This is a genomic window from uncultured Gemella sp. (assembly GCF_963515875.1).
Taxonomy (GTDB): Bacteria; Bacillota; Bacilli; order Staphylococcales; family Gemellaceae; genus Gemella.
This window is the reverse complement of the sequence record NZ_CAUPZX010000004.1, coordinates 1-16,917: the sequence shown is the minus strand read 5'-3', so window position 1 is coordinate 16,917 and position 16,917 is coordinate 1. Positions and strand designations below refer to the sequence as shown.

The 16,917-nt window shown below is 28.8% G+C and carries 15 protein-coding genes; 4 read left to right on the top strand and 11 right to left on the bottom strand.

Going from position 1 to position 16,917, the window contains the following annotated elements; genetic code table 11:
- Window positions 1-249 precede the first annotated feature (249 nt).
- The 7 genes from RWL85_RS01505 to RWL85_RS01475 form a co-directional block, all read right to left on the bottom strand.
- Window positions 250-1,020 (bottom strand): YlmH/Sll1252 family protein, encoded by a 771-nt coding sequence (locus RWL85_RS01505; protein WP_314084139.1) that lies wholly within the window; start codon window positions 1,018-1,020, stop codon window positions 250-252.
- 4 nt (window positions 1,021-1,024) lie between these two features.
- Window positions 1,025-1,306 (bottom strand): YggT family protein, encoded by a 282-nt coding sequence (locus tag RWL85_RS01500; RefSeq protein ID WP_314084138.1) that lies wholly within the window; start codon window positions 1,304-1,306, stop codon window positions 1,025-1,027.
- A 2-nt stretch (window positions 1,307-1,308) separates the two neighbouring features.
- Entirely contained in the window at window positions 1,309-1,725 is a 417-nt protein-coding gene (locus RWL85_RS01495) for a cell division protein SepF (protein ID WP_314084136.1), read from the bottom strand.
- A 252-nt stretch (window positions 1,726-1,977) separates the two neighbouring features.
- Window positions 1,978-3,126, bottom strand: coding sequence for an AI-2E family transporter (locus RWL85_RS01490; RefSeq protein WP_314084134.1), 1,149 nt, complete (start codon window positions 3,124-3,126; stop codon window positions 1,978-1,980).
- A 19-nt stretch (window positions 3,127-3,145) separates the two neighbouring features.
- Window positions 3,146-3,319, bottom strand: coding sequence for a DUF1146 family protein (locus RWL85_RS01485; RefSeq protein ID WP_314084132.1), 174 nt, complete (start codon window positions 3,317-3,319; stop codon window positions 3,146-3,148).
- A gap of 55 nt (window positions 3,320-3,374) precedes the next feature.
- Window positions 3,375-4,328, bottom strand: a complete 954-nt coding sequence (corA, locus tag RWL85_RS01480) for a magnesium/cobalt transporter CorA (RefSeq protein WP_314084130.1) — start codon at window positions 4,326-4,328, stop codon at window positions 3,375-3,377.
- Between the two features lie 68 nt (window positions 4,329-4,396).
- Window positions 4,397-5,152: an RNA methyltransferase gene (locus RWL85_RS01475; protein WP_314084128.1), complete on the bottom strand. Its 756-nt coding sequence runs from the start codon at window positions 5,150-5,152 to the stop codon at window positions 4,397-4,399.
- A gap of 123 nt (window positions 5,153-5,275) precedes the next feature.
- Between RWL85_RS01475 and RWL85_RS01470 the strand changes: the two genes are divergently transcribed.
- Window positions 5,276-5,662, top strand: coding sequence for a rhodanese-like domain-containing protein (locus RWL85_RS01470; RefSeq protein WP_314084126.1), 387 nt, complete (start codon window positions 5,276-5,278; stop codon window positions 5,660-5,662).
- Between the two features lie 159 nt (window positions 5,663-5,821).
- Entirely contained in the window at window positions 5,822-6,082 is a 261-nt protein-coding gene (locus RWL85_RS01465) for an NINE protein (RefSeq protein ID WP_314084125.1), read from the top strand.
- Window positions 6,083-6,215: 133 nt separating this feature from the next.
- Here RWL85_RS01465 and RWL85_RS01460 read toward each other — a convergent pair whose 3' ends face one another.
- From RWL85_RS01460 to dnaG, 3 genes are all read right to left on the bottom strand, one after another.
- Complete coding sequence (locus RWL85_RS01460) at window positions 6,216-7,640, bottom strand: peptide MFS transporter (protein WP_314084123.1); 1,425 nt, start codon at window positions 7,638-7,640, stop codon at window positions 6,216-6,218.
- Window positions 7,641-8,122: 482 nt separating this feature from the next.
- Window positions 8,123-9,208, bottom strand: a complete 1,086-nt coding sequence (gene rpoD, locus RWL85_RS01455) for an RNA polymerase sigma factor RpoD (protein WP_314084121.1) — start codon at window positions 9,206-9,208, stop codon at window positions 8,123-8,125.
- A gap of 12 nt (window positions 9,209-9,220) precedes the next feature.
- Window positions 9,221-11,011: a DNA primase gene (dnaG, locus tag RWL85_RS01450; protein ID WP_314084119.1), complete on the bottom strand. Its 1,791-nt coding sequence runs from the start codon at window positions 11,009-11,011 to the stop codon at window positions 9,221-9,223.
- Between the two features lie 418 nt (window positions 11,012-11,429).
- Between dnaG and trkA the strand changes: the two genes are divergently transcribed.
- Window positions 11,430-12,803: a Trk system potassium transporter TrkA gene (gene trkA, locus RWL85_RS01445; RefSeq protein ID WP_314084117.1), complete on the top strand. Its 1,374-nt coding sequence runs from the start codon at window positions 11,430-11,432 to the stop codon at window positions 12,801-12,803.
- A 3-nt stretch (window positions 12,804-12,806) separates the two neighbouring features.
- The gene (locus tag RWL85_RS01440) at window positions 12,807-14,300 is read left to right on the top strand and encodes a TrkH family potassium uptake protein (protein WP_314084115.1); all 1,494 of its coding nucleotides are present in this window, start codon (window positions 12,807-12,809) and stop codon (window positions 14,298-14,300) included.
- 260 nt (window positions 14,301-14,560) lie between these two features.
- On the opposite strand, the gene RWL85_RS01435 is transcribed toward RWL85_RS01440, so the two are convergent.
- Window positions 14,561-16,917: MucBP domain-containing protein (locus RWL85_RS01435; RefSeq protein WP_314084113.1), on the bottom strand; the 2,357-nt coding region annotated here is incomplete at its 5' end.

Below are 16,917 nucleotides of genomic sequence, written 5' to 3'. Positions count from 1 at the left end.
CTTATTTTTAAAAATTTTTTTATACTATGAGTATACCACACATTTTCATATAGTAAAGCATAATATTCGTATTTTTACATAAAAAATAAAAAATAGAGACATATAATATCATTTTAAATCCTTTTAACACTGAATCCCATACTTTCTTCATATATATTATTCTAAAAAGCGTATTTTAACATAAAAAAGTCCACTATGAAACAATTATAATTACCTGTTCCACAGTGGATATTATTTTACAATTTTTAATTAAACTAATTTAGATATAGTTATTCTGTATTTTAGAGTTTTCTTATTTTGCTTATGATCTTTTATAATAAATCTTCCATATTTTCTTATTGAAATTATATCACTGATACTGCAATTTTTTTCACCATTTTTTATAACAACATGATTAAGTTTTATAAAATCTTGTTCGAGATACTCTTTAACCTTACTACGTGACTTATTCGTAATTTTAGCAACGATAGAATCAATTCTAAAAGAAGAACTTACTACTTCAAAATCATCATATTTTTTCTCGATACTTACATCAGTAAGATTAATTTTTTCAAAATTCAAATTAACTCTTCCTGCTTTTGTGAATTCCATCGCTACAAAATCTGCAATTTCCTCATCTACAAAAATATATACTTCATCTTCTAAAACTATAATATCACCAAATCTATTAAAGTTTACACCTAGATTATGAACAGCTCCCAAAATATTTCTATGTTCTACAGTATTAAACTTATTGTTAAACTTTGCCCTTAAGCAAACTATATCATAATCAACATCATAATATTCGTTAGAAATTATTTTTGCTCTTTTTCTTTCAGCTTCTTTAAATCCACCAAAAAATTCCACACTAAAATCATGATAATTGTATGCCACTATCTCTTCTAAAATAACTTGTTCAAAACTAGTTAGAAATTTAGTAACAGTATTTCTGTTATCAACAAAACTAATACTCTGAAGTAATTTTTCCACTACTTCTCTTTCTTCAATAGATGCTTGTTGTAAAAAACTTATTTTCTTCATAAATCTATACTGTTTTAAATAATAAAGTTACAATGAAATTTTGCAACAAGCTTAACACTATAAGAGCAACAACTGGTGAAATATCAAGCATTCCAATTGGTGGAATAATTTTTCTAAATAATTTCAAATATGGCTCGCAGATTACCTCAAGAAATTCTACTATAATGTTATTTTTTATTTGTGGAACCCATGAACTTAAGATATAAGCAAACATACTATATTCATAGAAATTAAATAAATATCTTATAAATTTAAATACCCAATAATACTCTGTTATATTTAGCAATATTAATACTCTCCTTCGTAAAAGTCACCTGATACTTCAACTCCATTAGGAACACAAAGGTAAATATCCTCTCCAATAGTTTTTAATCTTGCACCTAGCGCATAAATCCCCCCTGAAATAAAATCTAATAATCTATCAGAAGTCTCAACATCTAGTTTACTTAGATTAATAATAACTACTTTATTGCGTTTAATGTCATCAACAATATCTTTACTATCCGCAAAAACTAATGGTTCTGTTAGTATTACATTATTAGTTCTACCTGTTGGTTGACTTTGAATATTTTGTTTGCTAACCACTGGATTCTCCTTTTTAACAACTCTTGGCTTTGGTTGTTCTGTTCTAACTTCTTCTTTTTCTACTACTTCATCTTCAAAATCATCTTCACTCACAAAAAGATTATTGAATTTTTTCATCATACTCATATTCTCAAACCTCAACTTACTTATATTTAACTACATCATTATATCATATTTTCATATGTTTTGAAACTGATTTACTACTTTAAAATATAATATTTTCAAACCAATTTTATTATTGGATCAATATTTATTCAAACTTTAATAATATAAGTATAAATAAAAAGCAACTTTCAAATTATAGTTTCGTTGAAAACTATACTTCTAAAGTTGCTTAAAATTATATTTAAAATTTAAATTTATTATTTGTCCCTAGCCATAAAATTTATTGTATCTTTCCTTCAATGAAAGTAATAACCTAACAATTAAAACCTTCAAAATAGAATATACAGGAATTCCTAAAATCGCTCCTACAACACCCGAAATATTGACCCCTATCAATATTACAAAAATCACAGTAAGAGGATGCATATTCATACTTCTACCCATAATATTAGGTGAAATAATGTTCCCTTCTAAGAACTGGACTATTCCCCATACAACAAGCATTTTCACTATCATAACCCAACTTGTTGATGCAGCAACTAACATAGCAGGCGTAATAGCTATCACCGGTCCCAAGTAAGGAACTATACTTAAAAATGCTGCTATTGTAGCTAGAGAAAACGCATAATGTAGTCCTATTATATTATATCCAATAAATAGCATAACTCCAATACATAATGAAACTAGCATTTGCCCTTGAATATAAGATCCAACTTTTTCATTAATTTCATCAATCGTCTCCTCAACTGATCTCTCTAATTTAGCTGGCAATAAACTTATAACGAATTTATTAAACTTAGATGCATCTTTTAATAAGAAGAAAAGCACAAATGGCATTGTTACTAATACTGATGCAGTAGAGGAAATTGAAGATACTATTCCCTGTGCAATAGATGTTGCTATACCAACTAATCTTTCACTTATTTTTGATACATTTAAATTTGTATTAACATATTCTACAACTACTTGAACATAAGCATTATCTGAATATGTTTCCAAGTAACCTTTTACTATTTCAATATACCTCGGTAATGCTGTTATCAAATTTTGCGTTTGTTCAACAATTATTGGAACAACACCAATGATAACAATTAAAATTGTAATTATACCTACTAAAATTGCTAATAAACTCGCCGAAAATCTAGATACTTTTTTAGAAAAAAAGTTAACTAGTGGATTCAGCATATAATAGAATACATAGGCTACTATTATAGGTGTTATTATACTTGATACTATTGTGCTTATAGGTGTGAAGATATAAGAAATTTCCGTATATAGATATATTGCTATACCTAATAAAATAACTATTAGTAATATATAAATTATAAATTTACCACCAATAAACGCTAATAGTTTGTCTTCACGCGACACTTCTGATCTAGTTTCATCTTTCTGTTTATCCAAATTTTTTCCCATATAATTCCCCTTCCTAAAATTATTTTACTAAATTTAAAGACAACTCATAAATTGTAATAATTGTCATATATCCTAGATACCCTAGTGCAAAAGAAATTAATATCACAAAAACTTTGATTTCTTTTGTACTATTTTTCTTGAAAAACTTCCCAAAATCTATTCGTATCATTGAAAAATTCGCAAGTAATATCATAAAAAATAAAATCATTAATTTAAAAATATGCATTGTTTCAACCTACTTGATAATGTTATTTAAACATATCAAGCCATCCTTTTTTCTTAAAGAACCACAACATACCAAACGCGATACCAAACATTATAGCTACAACTAAGAAGTAACCATATTCCCATTCTAATTCCGGCATATACTTGAAGTTCATACCATACCATCCTACAATGAAGGTTAATGGTAAGAAAATCGTAGATATAACAGTTAGTGTCATCATAATATTATTAGATTTAAGTGAGTTGTATGTCATGAAGTTTTCACGAATATCACTGGCTAATTCACGGTTCGCTTCAATTATCTCTGTCTGTTGAACAAGGTCATCATAAATATCGTGGAAATATTTTCTATCGTTATCTGTCATCTCTACACGACGCGAAACTAAAAATCTATGAATAAGCTCACGCATTGGTAATAAACCTCTTCTTAGTTTTAATAAATCACTTCGAAGATCAAATACCTCATCCATAATCTTACTTCCTGCTGTATATGAATCAGACTCTTCGATTTCATCTAAACGATTTTCAATTTTTGAGATAATCGGCATATATCCTTCTACTATTTCTGATACAAGCATGTGCATTACATGTAAAGGTGAATATTCTGCACCACGCTGAAGTACTTTTGGTATTATTTTATTTACGTAACGTATGTGTGAGAGGTGGAACGTTACAATATAATTTTTACCAACAAACATATTCAATGTCTCGTAGTCATCATCAATATTTTTAAGTACATGCGATACTAAGAATATTTGTTGTCTTGTTATTTCAATTTTTGGTCTTTGTAAAAGAGTTAAACAGTCTTCAATTAAAAGTTCATGGAACTTGAAAAATGTTGATAGTAAATTAATTTCACTTCGTGTTGGACTATCGAAATCAACCCAATACCACGCTATATCTTGCTCTTTAAGTCTTTCTAAACTTACTTCTGTAAGAATATTTCCTTTTTTATCTACTGCTAGAGTTTTTAACATTAGATTTCACCTCTCTTATTATTTTCACATTAACAATAATACCACACTTACTATAAATAGTAAATTTATTATTTCAAATTAGTGGAAATATAATGCATAACAATTCCAGCTGCAATAGAAACATTTAAACTCTCCGCTCGACCTGGCATAGATATTTTAAGTAAGTTATTTACCTTTTCTAAAATATCTTCACTAACGCCTGCACCTTCATTTCCGAATACTACTGCAACTTTTCCACTAATATTATTTAATTGCTCTATATATTTATCTGCCTTCAAACTTGTTGCAAAAATATTAAATTCACTCATTTCATCTAATAATTTTACCAATTCAACATTATCAAAACAATCAATATGGAAGTTACTCCCTTGCGTACTTCTTATAACTTTTTGTCCATATAAGCTCGTTGTTCCCTTCCCAAGTATTATACAATCAAAATCAAATGCATCTGCTGTTCTAATAATAGTTCCCAAGTTACCAGGATCTTGAATCCTATCCAATATCAAAACTTTACTATATTTATTAATTTCTAGTTCTTTATTTACTACTTTACATATAGCTATTATTCCTTGTGATGTAATAGTATCAGATATGTTTTTCATGACACTATTTGATACTTTTGTTATTTCTCCACTGAAAGCTTCTATCAAAGAAAATTCCTCATAATTTTCCGAGATAATAATTTCTTCTACTACATTAGCTTCTATCGCTTCCTCTACTAAGTGCCTCCCTTCTATCAAATATAATCCATATTTTTTTATATTTTTATTCTCTTTTAATTTTTGTATATCTTTAATTTTCTTATTGCTTACTGATGTAATCATTTTATCTCCAAATAAATTAATTTTGTACTTTTAGTATTCATATATAATTATAATCAATGTTGAAGAAATTTTCAAATTATGATATAATTCATTTACAGATATTACAATATAAAGGAGTTCATTATGTCATCATTTTTACTATCAACAATAGTTTTAGTGGTTGTTTTAGGAGCAGTTGGACTTTTTAATTACTTTAGATTAAAAGGTGCAGTTACAAAACTTCCTTATGAAGAATTTAGAAAAGACCTTAGAAAAGTTCAATTAATTGATGTTAGAGAAAAAGAAGATTTTAAATACGCTCATATCAATGGAGCTCGTAATATGCCTTCATCTCAATTTAATTTCCTATATACATCTTTAAGAAAAGATCAACCGATTTATCTTTGTGATAAAAACGGAACTTTAGCACCTCGTGCTGCATTAACTCTTAAAAAGCACGGTTATACTAATGTATACATGTTAAAAAATGGTCTTCAAGATTGGAAAGAAAATCTAAAAACAAAAAGATAAATACTAAAAAGTACTTAACTATTTCATTTGGTTAAGTACTTTTTCTTTATGTATTATTTAATCAACAAAACTTGAAAATTATTTCCTAGCTATCTATTGAATACTATTATATTTTGTGTTAGTATTATCCTTAAATAATTCCTAAATGGAGGACATTTCATGACCAAATATTATTACGATCCAAACATGAACCGAGGTTATATTCCTGGAAGATATGTTAATAAAGTAGTTTTTCTTATTATCACTTTCTTTTTAGGTCATATTGGTATTCAATACTTTTATATTGGAAAAAACTTTAAAGGGATAATGTGCCTTTTATTTTGTTGGACTTTTATACCATCAATAATAGCTTTCTTTACGTTTATAATAACATTATTCAAACCAGCAAATGAACATGGTGATATTTTTATTCATTATTAATTAATAATACACATAATACAAAATTTATATAAAAAAATAAAATCAAGGTATTCATAATGATATATATTCTTTCATTGGATAAACCACTGAAATGTATGTATATCATTTCTACCTTGATTTTTATTTAAATTTCTTACTCTACAGTTACTTCTACTTCTTCAGTTTCAGCCATTTCCTTAGCTTCTTCTTCTAGTTTATCGATATGCATATATTTATTAAGATATCCTTTAAGTAAAACTAAAACTACACCAAGTACAATTACTACCCCTCCAATAAATGTAAATACTTGTGTATAATTCAATTTTACAGTTAAACTTGCTAAATATCCTGAGATAATATTTGCTAATGAGAACGTTAAGTACCAGATACCCATTGCTAATGAAGCATATTTAGCTGGTGCAAGTTTGTTAAACATCGCCATACCTATTGGAGAAAGGAATAATTCACCAACTGTTAATAATACATATGTCACAAGAATATATACTATGTTGATTTTCATTCCACTTTCTACATCTCCGTTAATAGTATTTAATCCTAAAACCATTACTACAAAGGCTAATCCTGAAATAATCATTCCTAGTCCCATTTTCGTACCAGTATCTAAATCTCCTCGTTTTGTTTTACTTAATTTAATCCAAAAAGCACCAAATACAGGAGCTAAAATAGCACACAATAAACCATTAAATGATACTAACCACGGTGTCGGTACTGTCCAACCGAAAATATTTCTATCTACAGCTTTTTGAGTTAAGATTGTAAATGATGTCTGTGTTTGGAACCAAGCAGCCCAGAATAACGTTGAGAAAACAAACATTACCGCCATAGCCTTCATTCTATCCATATCAATTTTTGTTAATGGATGATTTACAGATTTTTTAGCACCTTTACTAGCTGTTGGGTATTTTCCTTTATCTTTTAACCAAGTAGGTGCAAAAAATGTGAATACTGCAAACTGCAAAAATGCTAATGCCGCTGCTGCTAAGAAACCTACACGATACCCATAAGCAATGATTTTTCCATCATTTGCTACATTAGCAAACCAACTATCCGTAATTAATCCAAATACAATAGGACCGAATAAGCTACCAATGTTAATTGCCATATAGAAAATACTATATGCTGCATCTTTCAAGGTTACTTGATCACGTTCGTACAATGCTCCAACTATCGCACTAATATTTCCTTTACCTATACCAGCTGCAACAAGTAATAAAATCAAGCTCGCTATTACCGTCCATAATTCACCAGTAGAAAAATAAAGAGCAATATAACCAACACAACTAAATACCGTCCCTAATATAATTGATTTCTGAAGACCTAGGTACTTATCCGCTAACCAACCACCGACAAGTGCCATCATATATCCTGCTGCTGCATAGTAACCATATAATGTTACAGCAAAACCTTTTTCTAAACCAAGACCACCTTCGGCTGTACTTGTAGTAAAGAATAATACTAAAAAACCTATTATTCCATAAGCATAAAAATTTTGTATAACAGTAGTTATATTCACAAGATGAAGACCTTTAGGATGTTTCATTTTTTCTACTTTCTCCATAATAATTTCCTCCTTAAATTTTTATTTCAATCTTCATTTTTATTGTATAATAACACCTTTTTAAAATCAATACATTTCATCCATTGAAAATCAAGTACTTTTGTTTACAAAGATATATTTTTATATAATTATTATAATTTGTTTTATAACAAAATTATATTTACCTTATTATATTAATATTTACTTTATATATATTCTATAATATGTAAATAAAAAAACATCCCAGTTAATATATATTCATAACTAAATATATATTAAATTTATAAATTTAGCATATAGACAACCAAGAAATAAAAAAAGGGAGTGACTCAAAAATCATGATTTCTTAGAAATCGATTTTGTTAAGTCACTCCCACAAAATTTACTATATATCTAAAAACTTTTTATAAAAATGAATTTAAATATCAATAAATCACTATGTCTATGAGTATTCATAATAACTTTTCAAATTATACTTCCCATAAAATTGATTATGCCAAAACTTACTCCATAAAACCTTTTAGCTTATTTAACTTCGATGGGTGTTTTAATTTTCTTATAGCTTTTGCTTCGATTTGACGAATACGTTCACGAGTTACACCAAATGCACTACCAACTTCTTCTAGAGTATGAGTCTTACCATCTTTCAGACCAAAACGTAATTTTAGAACATTTTCTTCACGGTCAGTAAGTGTTTCTAAAATCTCTTCTAGTTGTTCTTTTAATAATTCATTTGCTGCATGCTCTACTGGAGATTGTGCTTCTTTGTCTTCAATGAAATCTCCTAAATGTGAATCATCCTCTTCACCAATTGGTGTTTCTAATGAAACAGGCTCTTGAGCTATTTTTAGGATTTCACGTACTTTTTCTGGAGTCATATTCATTTTCTTAGCAATTTCTTCAGGTTTAGGTTCGCGTCCTAAATCTTGTAACAATTGTCTTTGAATACGAATTAGTCGATTAATAGTCTCTACCATATGAACAGGAATACGAATAGTTCTAGCTTGATCTGCTATAGCACGAGTAATCGCTTGACGAATCCACCAAGTCGCATATGTAGAGAATTTAAATCCTTTAGAATAGTCGAATTTTTCTACCGCTTTAATTAATCCCATATTTCCTTCTTGAATTAAATCTAGGAATAACATACCACGTCCTACATAACGTTTTGCAATACTTACTACAAGACGTAAGTTTGCTTCTGCTAGATCTTTTTTAGCCTGCTCTTTTTCGGCTTCAGTACCAGTCTCAATAATCTTAGAAAGTTCTAATTCTTTTTCTTTTGATAATAGCGGCACTTTACCAATTTCTTTTAAATACATTCTCACAGGGTCATTAGTTCTAATCCCTGCTGGAACTGATAAATCTTCTAAGTCAAGTTCCTCTTCCTCTTCCTCTACGTGATTTTCATTAATTAATATAATGTCCTCATTATTTAGTTCCTCATAAAAATCATCCATCGCTTCAGAAGAAATGTCTAATTTTGATAATGCGTCTACAATTTCTTCTTGTGTCAGCTCACCTTGTTTTTTACCTTTTTCTAACAATTCTTTTTTTATTGTCTCAAAATCTTTTACTTTCTTAGCCATGTTCTTCTCCTTCTATTTCTTATAATTTTTCAACTGCAATAATAGTTCTTTTTGAGTTTCAAGATCCATTTCTTGAATAGCAACTCTCAGTCTATTTTTTATTTCTTCTAATGTTATTTCTTTTCTAGAAAAATACTTTATATAATCACTTACAACTTCACTCGTTGGATTTTCTTCAATTAAAAAATCAGTTTCATCAATATATGTTGCAAGTCTAACAATTTCTTCATCCTCTATACTATGAATAAATTTATGTATATGAAATTCTAAATTATTATTATAATAAATAACTAGATAATCCAATAAATTCTCAAAAATATCTTGAGGAAAATAGCATTTTTCTAATTCATTGTATTTTTCTACAAACAATGCCCTATTGACAAAAAAGTATTTAAATAATCTACAAACTTTTTTATCATAATTTATTGTTCTAAACAACTTTTCTGTATTAGCTGGTGCTACCCACAGTTCAGCTGCCTTTTTTCTTTTCACATTTACTTGACCTAATTCTTTAAGAAGAACTTGACGTTCGATTCCGAACTCCTCTGCCAAATTAGTAAGTAATATGTATTTTAATGATTCATCTTCAATATACGCAATATTAGTTAAAATTTCATTTTTATAACTAATACGCTGTTCTATGTTTGTCTTCGAATCATTTTTACAATAATCAATTTTATAATTTATAAAGTGATCTTTATTATTTTTTATATAATTAACAATATCAAAATCTGGATTCTTAGAATTTTTATCAGTTAAAAATTCATCTAAATCTTTCGCACCTGAAAATTTTAACTTATAGACATTATCAGTTTTTTTGATAATTCTATTACCTATTTCTATCTGTGCTTTGGAACCTGCTTCATCATTATCTAGACTCAACGTAACTTTACTAACAAGCGATAGAATTTCATTTAATTTATTACTGTCTATATTAGTACCCATTAAAGCAACAGCATTTTTTATACCATTTTGATGAGCTTTAATTACATCCATATACCCTTCACAAAGTATCACTTCATTTTCTTTAGCAATAAATGAACGAGCATCTGAGAAGTTATATAAGACAGTTCTCTTTTCAAAAATTTTTGTTTCATGTGTATTATAGTATTTAGGAACACTTTTATCTAAAGACATAGTTCTCCCTGAAAATGCTACAACTTGATTCTGATTATTTTTTATCGGGAACATTATTCTGTCTTTAAAAACATCATAATAATCTCCATTGTCATTTTTTCCTAATAATCCTGCTTCTACCATTGTATTTAAAGCGATTTGATTCGAATTGAAAAAGTTTAGAGCAATATTATTCTCTCGTGGCGCATATCCTATATTAAAATGTTTAATAACATCAATACTTAATCCCCTATCCAATAAATACTTCAAAGCAATCTCAGCTTCTTTCGTATTTAAAAGAATGTAGTTATAGTAATCTGCCAACAGCATATGCCCATAATACATCAAATCAAGCTCATTATTTAAATCGTAACCAGCTTCTAAATTAATATTTGACTCTATATCTAGTCCTAGTCTCGTGCCGAGCTTTACGATTGCCTGATTATATGTAATATTTTCAATCAGTGATAAAAATTGGAATATATTACCACCTTTACCACATCCAAAACAATGGGCTATTCTTTTTTCTGGAGAAACAGTAAATGATGGAGTTTTTTCATTATGGAACGGACATAATCCTAAGTAATTTTGTCCTCTTTTTTCTAGCTTTACATATTCGCTAACTAGACTAACTATATCAATATTATCAAAAATATAGTCTATATCCTTTTTAGATAATTTCGCCATCTTGCTCCTCCTCTTTCTCAATTTACCATTAGGAATAAAATCAATAGATAATCTCCCAACAATAATTATAACATATAATGTAGCTTTTTTACATAGCTTCATATAATATTTATTATACTATCATTAAGTTAAACTTAACAATCATTAGAATATTTTATTATTTACATATCGGTCTATACTTGATATTTTTTTAAAATATATAAAATTACAATTATTATGTTAATACTATATATCGTTAAATATTAAAATAACATATTACAATTTCTATAATATAATTATATAATTTAAAGAATATGTTTATTTTATACTAATATAATACACTTATTTACCTTTAACTAAATACTTTAAAAGAACACGTATAGCATTTTACACAAATTTAGGTTATAATATGAATATCATAAAAAAAAGGAGCATAGATGTGAAAGTAATTATAGTCGGTGGTGGTAAAGTTGGCGAACTTCTTTGTGCTGATTTTTCTAACACATTTGATGAAGTGACAATTATCGATACAAATGAAAGACGAGTCGAAAAACTTGTTGAAACATATGATATTAACGGTTTGATTGGAAATGGTGCAAATTCTGATATTTTACTAGAAGCTGATGCTGCAAATGCTGATATGTTCATATCTGTTACTACAAGTGATGAAATCAATATGATTGCATGTATAGCAGCGAAACAAATCGGTGCTAAATACACTATAGCAAGAATACGTAATCCTGAATATTCTAAAACTAAAGAATTCATAAAACAATCGTTAGGTATCGATCTTATGGTTAACCCTGAATTCGAAGCTGCTAAACAATTATTTTATATGCTAAAATATCCTACCGCTATTAAGGTAGAAAGTTTTTCTAATAATAAATTTAATATATTAGAGGTAATTATAGATAACAACAGTATTCTAAAGGGAATTTCTCTTATTGAAAGTAAAAATTATATTGATTTCCCTTCTCTAGTTTGTTTAGTAGAACGTCATGGTAATGTTTTTGTACCACGTGGTAACTATGTATTCGAAGTAGGAGACAAGGTACATATCACTGCTTCTAATAAAAACTTAAAAAAATTCTATAAACTTTTAGGTAATAAAGATAATCTTGAGAAAAAAATAACATCTTCTCTAATCATTGGAGCTAGTAAGATAGCATATTATCTTGTTGATTTCTTACAAAAAGCATCATTCTATACGAAAGTTATAGAAATTGACAAAGAAAAAGCAATAGCTTTAAGTGAAACTTATCCAGAAATTGATGTCATTTGGGCTGATGGTAGTGACCGTGATACTTTAATAGAAGAAGGAATTCAGACATTTGATAGTTGCATCTCACTTACTGGACTTGATGAAGAAAATATTATTATAAACCTATATGCTGATAAACTCGGTATCAAAAAAACTGTAGCAAAAGTTAATCGTGCTTCACTAAAGCAAATTGCTGAAGATATAGAGCAATATTCCTATATAACACCTAAAGAAATCGTTGGAAATATAATAAAAAAATATACAAAATCATTACAAGGTAGTCGTGCTTCTGATATAGAAAACTTCTATCGTATTGCTAACAGTAAAGCTGAAGTTATTGAGTTTAAGATAACTAGTGATCACTCTAGAGTTATTGGTACTAAATTAAAAGATCTTAATATAAATAATAATACGTTAATCGCATTTATTATTAGAAATAATAAACAAATCTTCCCAAACGGGGACGATGAAATAAAAGTAAACGATAATGTTGTAGTAGTTAATTACCAACAAAAACTTGAACATATCGATGATATTCTTGTTGGGAGGTAACATATGAATTTTAAAATGATTTTTCATGTACTTGGAAAAATGTTAATATTTTTGGCTGGATTATTGATTCTACCAACCATAGTATCAATTATTTATAAAGAACCTAATTACGTTACCAATTCTTTTTTCAGCACTATTTTAATATGTTTTGTATTATCATTCATACTACACTTAACAACTAAAGATGTCGAGGAACGTGATTTTTACAAAAGAGAAGGCTATGTTATTGTGACTTTGACTTGGGTAATATTTTCACTCTTAGGTGCTCTTCCTTTTTATCTTTCTGGAGAAATTCCTAATTATATTGATAGTTTCTTTGAGACAGTTAGCGGATTTACTACAACTGGTTCAACAATACTTGAAGATGTAGAAAAATTAAATAATAGTTTACTCTTTTGGAGAAGTTTTACTCACTTTATCGGTGGTATGGGGGTTATCGTTTTTGCATTAGCAATCTTACCTCGTTCACCTCACACAATACATATTGCTAAAGCAGAAGTACCTGGTCCTTATTTCGGTAAAGTTGTCTCATCTATGAAACAAACAGCCATATATCTTTATGGAATCTATATTGCACTTACCATTATTCTATTTTGTCTTCTTCTTTTAGGAGGCATAGGTATATTTGATAGTATAAATCTAGCATTTTCAACTGCTGGTACAGGTGGTTTTGGAGTAAAAAATTCAGGAATTGTATATTATAATAGTACATATATAACAGTCGTTATAGCTATTTTTATGCTTATTTTCTCCATGAATTTAAGTTTAATATATTTTATCGTATTCAAAAGATACTTTAAAGTACTAAAAAGTGAAGAATTACGTTGGTTTTTTGGAATGATTTCTATACTTTCCATTATAATGTTCCTTGATATTTATCGATCTTATGACACACCAAATCATAGTTTACTTGATGTATTTTTTACAGTTTCATCAGTTGTTTCTACTACAGGTTTTACCTATAATGATTTTAATATTTGGCCTGTATTTTCTAAAATGATAATTTTAATATTAATGATTGTCGGTGGTTGTACAGGGGGGACTGCTGGGGGAATAAAAATACCTAGACTAATTTTCTTCGTAAAAAATGCTAAACAAAGTATCGGAAAAGCTCTAAACCCTAGAAAAATAACGATGTTTAAAATAGATGGAAAAGTTATTAAAGATACTACTCCACTTTCTAACTATCTACTACTTTTTGGTTTCGTATATGTTATAATTTTATTTTTAGTAACATTCCAAATAAACGATTTTGAAGATGCAATTTCTTTAACTGTTACATCTATCAGTAATGCAGGACCCGCATTTAATCACTACGGACCTATGAGTAATTTTTCTCAGATACCTTACTTCACAAAAATAGTATTATCTATATCAATGTTATTAGGTCGTTTAGAACTGATGCCATTAATAGTATTCTTCTCTGCAAACACATGGAAAAAACGTAGAAAAAAAGTTAGAGAAAATCAAAAAATTATAAATAATTGTAATGAATAATGAAAATTAAAAATCAAAAAAATTAATAGTGTTTTTAAAGGAATTTACATTTGGATTATAGATACCTTGTATTTATAGACACTTACATTTTAGAGACTTATTTGCCAATATTAAAAAAACTTGTAGATAAAGAAAGAGCTCTCCGCACTAGGCGAAGAGCTCTTATTTAATATACCTTGTTATTTGACACTTATTTTCTTATTGACCAAAAAAATTAGACGATATTTCTATCGTCTAATTTTTTTGCTTTTTAATTGCAACTATTTATTTTTACGACGTTTTGTTGCAGCTAGTAAACCACCAAGTATAGCTAAACCTAATCCGGCTACTCCAGTATTTGTTTCTGTTGTTCCAGTATTTGCTAAACGTTTTGTTTGAACTTTAGATGTAACTTTTTCTTCTGGTGAGTTTGTTGGTACTGAAATCGTTGATGTAGATTTTTTAAAGATATGTACTGTGTTTCCATTCTCATCCGTTGTTGTTCTATCGAATTCATATCCTGGAACTGTTCCATGTCCTTTTATTCCTTTTTCTACTTTAATTGGATTTCCATTTTCATCTGTCCAGATTGTTATTTTACTTTGTTCTGGTGTAGATGAGACTTTCTTGAAGATATGTACTGTGTTTCCATTTTTATCTGTTGTTGTTCTTTCAAACTCATATCCTGGAACTGTTCCATGTCCTTTTATTCCTTTTTCTACTTTAATTGGATTTCCATTTTTATCTGTCCAGATTGTTATTTTATTTTGTTCTGGTGTTGAAGGTGTTTTCTTAGTATATACATATACTGTATTACCATTTTCATCTTTCTTACTTTCTTTGAAAGTATATTCAGGAATATCTTTCTTGTCTGTTCTACCTTTTTCAGATGATTTAATTTCTTTACCATTTTCATCCACAAATTTTGTAACTACTTTGCGGTAAATATAATTAACATTTGTTGCACCTTCAGTAAGTTTACCTTTTTCAACTGATGTTTCTGATACTTTTAGAAGTTCATATACATCACCGTTTTCAACAATAATTGTTGAAACTTTATGATCAGTTGTATCGTAATCTTTACCAACCAGGTCAGCTTCTGTATCTATTACAACATTTGGTACTTCCTTACCTTCTGGTGTTTTACCAGCAATTGGATTTCCTTCTTCATCTAAATAGTTTACTAATACTAATCCGATATGTGCTTCAGGATATTCCGTTGTATTATCTAATGATTCATAAACATACGTAATGACCGAAGTTCTAGCTTTAACCCCTGATTTTTCTGCATCTGATGATTTCAATACTTTAATTAGTTTGTATTTCTTACCATCTTTTGTCGTAATCATTTGAGGTTTATGATCAGTCGTATCATATTTAGTCGCTATTGGAGAGTTTGGTGTATCAATTACTGTGCTTGTAACTTCTTTACCAGATTCAGTAGTACCTGAAATTGGACGTCCAAATTTATCTTTATAGACAACAACCACATTACCATATTTTTGATTTGAAGCTGGTTCTTGTACTTCTTCGTATACATAAGTAACTGTTTGTTCTTGATCACTTAATTTACCATTTTCAGAAGCTGAATCAGTTTTTCTTTCTTTCAACAGATATACTTTTCCGTCTTTTTCAATACGTTCAAGTTTCAATGCTTCAATCGATGCATCGTAATCTGTTCCAATGAACTTATCTTTTGTTTCTACTGTTTGTGCATCACTTAATGTTTCACCAGTAGTTGATACATAAGTTACTTTAACTGATTTACCTTCAGCTTGTTCATAAATATGTTTTGTATTGCCTTTATTATCAGTTTCTGTACGAACAAATTTATATCCATAGATATCTTTCGTTGGTTGTTTAGAGCCATCTACTTCAGACTCAACTGGTTTATTGTTCTTATCAACTGTAATTGGGTTACCTGAAGGATCTACAAACGTTGTAACAGCACGAACAGTAGGTGTATAAGTTTTCTCAATAGATGTACCATTAATATCTTTAACTTGCACCGTTACTCCAGTAGCTTTACCAGCAAAGTCTTTTTCTGGTGTGAATGTAATAACATTATTGGCTAATGTATAGGTTCCTTCACCTGGGACTTTCACTTCCGTAGATGGATTTCCATTTTTATCAACTAATGTTAATGTTGATGGATTTAATGCTACTGTTTCATCACCTTTATTGAAGTTTACTGTTGATTTATCTTCATCCTTCTTATCGAAGATAACTGCTGATGTTTGTGGTTTTCCTTTTGCACCTTCTGTTTCTGAGCTTTCACCTGTTGGTAATACTTTAGCTACTATTGGTTTGTACTTCGCTGTTACAGCTGTTCCATTCTTATCTACACGTTTAACCGTTACTTCTGGGGCTTCGCCAACGAATTCTTTATCCGGTGTAAATGTTACTGTACCATCTTTTGCTACTGTATATGTTCCGACTTTATCAACTGTCTTAGTTACATTTCCATCTTCAAATGTTGCTGGTGACTCATCATCCATTGGTACTTCTGGAGAACCTGGTGTGAACACTGGTGTTCCTGTTTGTACTTTTCCTTGAAGTCCTGTTGATGTTGTATCTTTTCCTGTTGGTGTTACTTTTGTAACTGTAGGTTTGTACTTCGCTGTTACTGATGTTCCAT

Bases quoted from the DNA above. Each gene is read 5' to 3' on its own strand.
- corA (WP_314084130.1), bottom strand. From the start codon at position 4,328: ATGTTAAAAACTCTAGCAGTAGATAAAAAAGGAAATATTCTTACAGAA.
- RWL85_RS01485 (WP_314084132.1), bottom strand. From the start codon at position 3,319: ATGATATTACTTGCGAATTTTTCAATGATACGAATAGATTTTGGGAAG.
- RWL85_RS01460 (WP_314084123.1), bottom strand. From the start codon at position 7,640: ATGGAGAAAGTAGAAAAAATGAAACATCCTAAAGGTCTTCATCTTGTG.
- dnaG (WP_314084119.1), bottom strand. From the start codon at position 11,011: ATGGCGAAATTATCTAAAAAGGATATAGACTATATTTTTGATAATATT.
- RWL85_RS01505 (WP_314084139.1), bottom strand. From the start codon at position 1,020: ATGAAGAAAATAAGTTTTTTACAACAAGCATCTATTGAAGAAAGAGAA.
- rpoD (WP_314084121.1), bottom strand. From the start codon at position 9,208: ATGGCTAAGAAAGTAAAAGATTTTGAGACAATAAAAAAAGAATTGTTA.
- RWL85_RS01465 (WP_314084125.1), top strand. From the start codon at position 5,822: ATGACCAAATATTATTACGATCCAAACATGAACCGAGGTTATATTCCT.
- RWL85_RS01470 (WP_314084126.1), top strand. From the start codon at position 5,276: ATGTCATCATTTTTACTATCAACAATAGTTTTAGTGGTTGTTTTAGGA.
- RWL85_RS01440 (WP_314084115.1), top strand. From the start codon at position 12,807: ATGAATTTTAAAATGATTTTTCATGTACTTGGAAAAATGTTAATATTT.
- RWL85_RS01495 (WP_314084136.1), bottom strand. From the start codon at position 1,725: ATGATGAAAAAATTCAATAATCTTTTTGTGAGTGAAGATGATTTTGAA.
- RWL85_RS01490 (WP_314084134.1), bottom strand. From the start codon at position 3,126: ATGGGAAAAAATTTGGATAAACAGAAAGATGAAACTAGATCAGAAGTG.
- RWL85_RS01475 (WP_314084128.1), bottom strand. From the start codon at position 5,152: ATGATTACATCAGTAAGCAATAAGAAAATTAAAGATATACAAAAATTA.